Here is a 4,749-nt window from a genome sequence, read left to right on the forward strand (position 1 = left end):
GGCAGGTGGATGGCGCGGATTATATCGTCGTCGATTCCCTTCCCGGCACCGTGACGCCCGGACTATCCGGCGGCTGGACACTGGGCGACGGCAATTTTGACGGCATGATCACTGGCGCTGATTATTTGCCCATTGATAGCAACTTTGGCTCGGGCATCGGCAATCCGCTGGCGGTGCTGGACCTGCAACCGCTGGGCGTATCCCCGGTCCCGATCGCGCCGACAGTCACTAAAGAGCGGGTGACCAAAGAGCGTGGCGCGCCACGGACTCCACCCACACCAGCCGCGATCTTTGCCGATGAAGATGATTGGCGGGACGGTTTCGCCGGGAAAAAGAATAATTGGGATGGCGACGCGGACGCGCTCTTGGCGGGGGCAGTGTGGGAACTGCCTAGCGGTAAGCTGGGCAAGTCCCGGCAAACAACATCTGCCCGGGACACGCTGTTTGCGGTGGATCGCGAGTAAATAAAGAATAGAAAATAGAACAATGATGACACGGATGAAACAGATTGACGCGGATCAGAGGGATTTAGACTAGGCGACTCCGAGTGGGGCATATTACTCCCGCGTCGAACTACCGACCCCGCTCAGAAAGATTAACCCATGGCCGAGGAAACCAGCGAACACGCCCCCGATCCCAACACCTGGCGCGAGTTTCGCTATCGGCATTCGTCGAACCTGCCAGCGGTGCTCCGCGAGCTCCGTTGTTCGCTCCTGGTCAGCACCTACCAAGTGGGAAAGCTGCTGACAGTCGGCACCGTTACGCAACCAGACGGATCGGCGGCGCTTCACTTTTCCTTTCATAGTTATGATCAAGCGATGGGCGTGGCGGTCCGGCCCCATCGGCTGGCGGTGGGGGCAAAGTGCGCGATCTGGCTGCACGACGCCGCGCCGGATATCGCCCCGCGAATCACCCCGGCGGGACAATTTGACCGCTGCTATCTGGCCCGGCGGGCCTACGTGACCGGCGGCATCCACTGCCATGAGTTGGCCTGGGACGGAGGGGGGGAGTTATGGGTGGTGAATACGCTCTTTTCGTGTCTGGCGACGCTGGATGAGCGGCACAGCTTTGTCCCGCAATGGCGGCCGCCGTTTATCACGCAATTAGCCGGCGAAGACCGTTGCCACCTCAATGGCCTGGCCATGCGCGACGGCCGCCCGGGCTTTGTCACGATCATGGCCCCCAGCGACACGCCGGCTGGCTGGCGCGAGCGTAAGGAATCGACGGGGCTGGTGATGGATGTCGAGACCCGGCAACCCGTGACGCAGGGCCTGGCCATGCCGCATTCTCCCCGCTGGCACGACCGGGGGCTGTGGGTGCTCAACTCGGGATGCGGCACTCTGGAAAAGGTCGATCAGGGTTCCGGAAAACGCGACATTGTCGAAACGCTGCCGGGTTATACGCGCGGGCTGGCGTTTTCTGGCTCGGTGGCGTTTGTGGGCCTGTCCCGCATCCGCGAGACCAGCGTGTTTGGCGGCCTGCCCATCGCCCGCCAGCGCGAGTCGCTCAAATGCGGCGTGGGCGTGGTGGATCTCGCCGCGGGGCGCACCATCGCCACGCTCGAATTTGAGACCGGCGTCGAGGAGATTTTTGACGTGCAGGTCCTGCCCGAAACCCGCTGCCCGGCGATCTGCGGTCCCCGCCCCGACCAGGATGGCGCGCAGGACATGTGGGTGGTGCCGCAGGGGAAATAGCGTCTCGGACCAAAGTATTGGTTGGATACAATCACGGTCATATGTGGTCGTTGGGCTGAAATAGCCGATATGTTTTGTAGCCACCGCCAATATTAAAGGCGGAAAATCCATTCTGCAGCAGCACCCTGGTGGCTATGTAGCCACGTTGGCCCACCTGGCAATAAGCGGCGATTTTTTTGTCACGGGGGAGTTCGTGTAATCGCGACCGCAGGTCATCCACGGGAATATTGACAGCGCCGGGCAGATGCCCCGCGGCAAATTCGTGCGCCGTGCGCACATCCAACAAATACGGTTGTTCCACGACGGGAAGGGCCAAAACGTCCTCGACATTGAGTTGCGGATGTTCCCCCCGCAGCAGTCCTCCCGCGACAAAGCCAGCCATGTTGATTGGATCCTTGGCCGAGCCAAATTGCGGGGCATAGGCCAACTCCAGTTCTTCCAGGTCAAAAACGGTCATACCCGCTTGGATGGCCACGGACAGCACGTCGATCCGCTTATCGACACCGGCCCCGCCGACGGCTTGCGCCCCCAAAATCTTTCCCGCCGGATCGAACAATAACTTTAGCGTCATGGCTTCCGCGCCCGGATAGTATCCGGCGTGATGTGTCGGGTGCACATAAACTTTATGATAAGGCCGATTCGTTCTACGCAGAATTTTTTCCGATGCACCGGTGATCGCCGCGACACGGTCAAAAAAGCCGACGATCGCCGTCCCCTGCGTTCCGCGATAGCGGACTTTTCGCCCAAAGATATTGTCGGCGGCAATGCGGCCTTGACGATTGGCGGGACCCGCCAACGGCACCTGGGCCGGATCACCGGTGACGGCGTCCCGTGTTTCGATGGCGTCGCCTACGGCGTAAATATCCGGGTCGCTTGTCCGCAGATATTCGTCAACCTGAATGCCACCCCGGGGACCAACAAGCAGTCCCGCATCCACGGCCAGCGTGTTTTCAGGCCGCACCCCGACCCCCAGGATGACCAACTGGGCCGGCAATCGCTGGCCGGACTTTAGCCGAACAGCTAGTCCCTGGGGATCTTCCTCAAATGCGTCAGCCGCTTGGCCCAGCAACAGCGTCACCCCCCGCGCCGACAGCTCTTCAGTAATCGGCTGTGTCATTTCCCGGTCAAAGGGGGGCAGGACTTGATCCTGTAACTCGACCACGGTGGTGGAGATGCCCCGTTTAACAAAATTTTCAACCAACTCCAAACCAATAAAACCAGCTCCCACCACGACGGCTTGCGCGACACCCTGCTCGATTCGCCCCTTGATGTGATCCACGTCTTGCAAATTTCGCAAGGTAAAGATTCCCGGTAAATCAATACCCGGGATCGGAGGACGCAAGGGAGCCGCGCCGGGGGCGAGGATCAGTTTATCATAGGTTTCCTCGTATTCGCGGTTTGTGGCCAGGTCCTGGACACGGATTTTTTTGTGGAGACGGTCAATAGCCACAACCGTTGACCGCGTGCGCACGTCGATTTGAAAACGATCGCGCATGCGCCCCGGCGTGGTGACGAGCAGTTTTTCCCGCTGGGCGATCTCGCCCCCCAGATAGTAGGGGAGGCCGCAATTGGCGAAGGAGACATCCGGCCCCCGTTCGAACACGATAATTTGCGCGTCTTCGGATAAACGTCGGGCGCGGGCGGCCGCGGATGCGCCTCCGGCGACACCGCCAACAATGAGCAGTTTCATGAGCACACCTCCTGATTGCCGCAAGCGCGGCCGACAGACCCGGATACTTGATTCCACGGCATGCGGGCCAGGATCATCCCCATGCCGCAGGTATCCGTAAGACCCGCATACACCAGTCCAGCCCCAATAAAGGCCGACAAGCCCAGAAACGCCGGATGCACAAAAGAGAGCGCGATCCCCAAGAGCACCAGCGATCCCGCCGCGATCCGCACCTGCCGCTCTAGCGAAATGGCTTTGCGCCCCCGGACCACGGGGAGCCCGGCCTCCACGCAGGCCATCGTCCCTCCTTCGATGTTGATCACGTTGGAATAGCCCTCTTTGATAAACTTTTCGCATGCCTGTCCCCCCCGGCTGCCGGAACGACAGATCACATACAACGGCTCATTGGCCGGCCCGTTGCGGCTTTTCATGACCGCCGGGGCATCAAGCCGGTCAAGCGGAATATTCTTTGCATGTTCAAGATGGACCTCTTGAAATTCAACAGGCGTGCGCACATCAATCAGATCAATGCTGCTGCCAGCTTTGCAAAGATCGGCAAATTTTTGCGGTGTGATACTGGTGACGTTCATGACAAATTCCTTTCAATTGATGAACCGTGCAAAGAGTGGTAATATTCCGACATAACGATGTATGAATGCAAAAAAATTCAATGTTCTCCGCCGCCAAACCGCGCTTCCACGCACGCCATGATGTTCGCCAGATGTGGCTCGGCAATCTGGTAGTACGCCTTGCGGCCATCCTTTTCGACTTGTAAAAGGCCGCACCGCTGCATCAGCCGCAAATGCTCCGAAGCCATGTGGCTGGGAATCTCGCACGCCGCCGCCAACTCACCCACGGTGTACCTGCCCCGCAAGAGCATTTGCACCATTCGCAGCCGATGCGCGTGAGCGAGCGTCCTCAGGCATTCCGCGGCTTGGGCCAGGGCGTCCAGGGGCGTCAGCTTTGGCTGTTTGACGGGATTTTGTTTGGTGGCCATGCATCTGTTCCTTACATTCAATTATATCGGAACATCACGATACGTCAATAAGTCTATATGATTTTTGCGGCTACGCGCAGGCTGGCGGATTTACCTACTAAAAATTGACCGCTTTCTGATAAAAGGGAGGCAATAGTAAAAAATGGCATGCGTAAGAAGGGGAAGGTGCTGTTTTGCACCCCCGATTAGTCGCTTGAGCTAACCCCGGCCAAGGGCTGCAACCGCTTTGCGGTATTCAGGCAAACACCCGAAACCAGCATCCAAAAGACCAAACTCCACTGCTCCAAACTCCTCCCCGCTCAGCTATGCATTCGCGGTAGCGGATCGCCAGTTGCGATAATTTCAGCCTCTGCGGCGGAAAGTTCCCGCAGACGGGCCTGGACAGTCTC

At 59.0% G+C, this 4,749-nt stretch carries 5 protein-coding genes; 2 read left to right on the top strand and 3 right to left on the bottom strand.

Features of this window, described 5'->3' with window-relative positions; all coding sequences use genetic code 11:
- Nucleotides 1–464, top strand: a 464-nt coding sequence (locus SFX18_19100; protein ID MDX1965261.1) for a hypothetical protein, incomplete at its 5' end; no start/stop codon positions are given.
- Between the two features lie 138 nt (nt 465–602).
- Nucleotides 603–1,694 carry a TIGR03032 family protein gene (locus SFX18_19105; protein MDX1965262.1) on the top strand — a complete coding sequence of 364 codons (1,092 nt, stop codon included), beginning with the start codon at nt 603–605 and terminating at the stop codon, nt 1,692–1,694.
- 37 nt (nt 1,695–1,731) lie between these two features.
- Here SFX18_19105 and SFX18_19110 read toward each other — a convergent pair whose 3' ends face one another.
- From SFX18_19110 to SFX18_19120, 3 genes are all read right to left on the bottom strand, one after another.
- The gene (locus tag SFX18_19110) at nt 1,732–3,384 is read right to left on the bottom strand and encodes an FAD-dependent oxidoreductase (protein ID MDX1965263.1); all 1,653 of its coding nucleotides are present in this window, start codon (nt 3,382–3,384) and stop codon (nt 1,732–1,734) included.
- Nucleotides 3,381–3,953, bottom strand: a complete 573-nt coding sequence (locus SFX18_19115) for a rhodanese-like domain-containing protein (GenBank protein ID MDX1965264.1) — start codon at nt 3,951–3,953, stop codon at nt 3,381–3,383. The genes SFX18_19110 and SFX18_19115 overlap by 4 nt, the downstream gene beginning before the upstream one ends.
- 77 nt (nt 3,954–4,030) lie before the next feature.
- Entirely contained in the window at nt 4,031–4,360 is a 330-nt protein-coding gene (locus SFX18_19120) for a metalloregulator ArsR/SmtB family transcription factor (protein MDX1965265.1), read from the bottom strand.
- Nucleotides 4,361–4,749: the final 389 nt, after the last annotated feature.

It is taken from the genome of Pirellulales bacterium, assembly GCA_033762255.1.
GTDB lineage: Bacteria > Planctomycetota > Planctomycetia > Pirellulales > JALHPA01 > JANRLT01.

Bases quoted from the DNA above. Each gene is read 5' to 3' on its own strand.
- SFX18_19115 (MDX1965264.1), bottom strand. From the start codon at position 3,953: ATGAACGTCACCAGTATCACACCGCAAAAATTTGCCGATCTTTGCAAA.
- SFX18_19110 (MDX1965263.1), bottom strand. From the start codon at position 3,384: ATGAAACTGCTCATTGTTGGCGGTGTCGCCGGAGGCGCATCCGCGGCC.
- SFX18_19105 (MDX1965262.1), top strand. From the start codon at position 603: ATGGCCGAGGAAACCAGCGAACACGCCCCCGATCCCAACACCTGGCGC.
- SFX18_19120 (MDX1965265.1), bottom strand. From the start codon at position 4,360: ATGGCCACCAAACAAAATCCCGTCAAACAGCCAAAGCTGACGCCCCTG.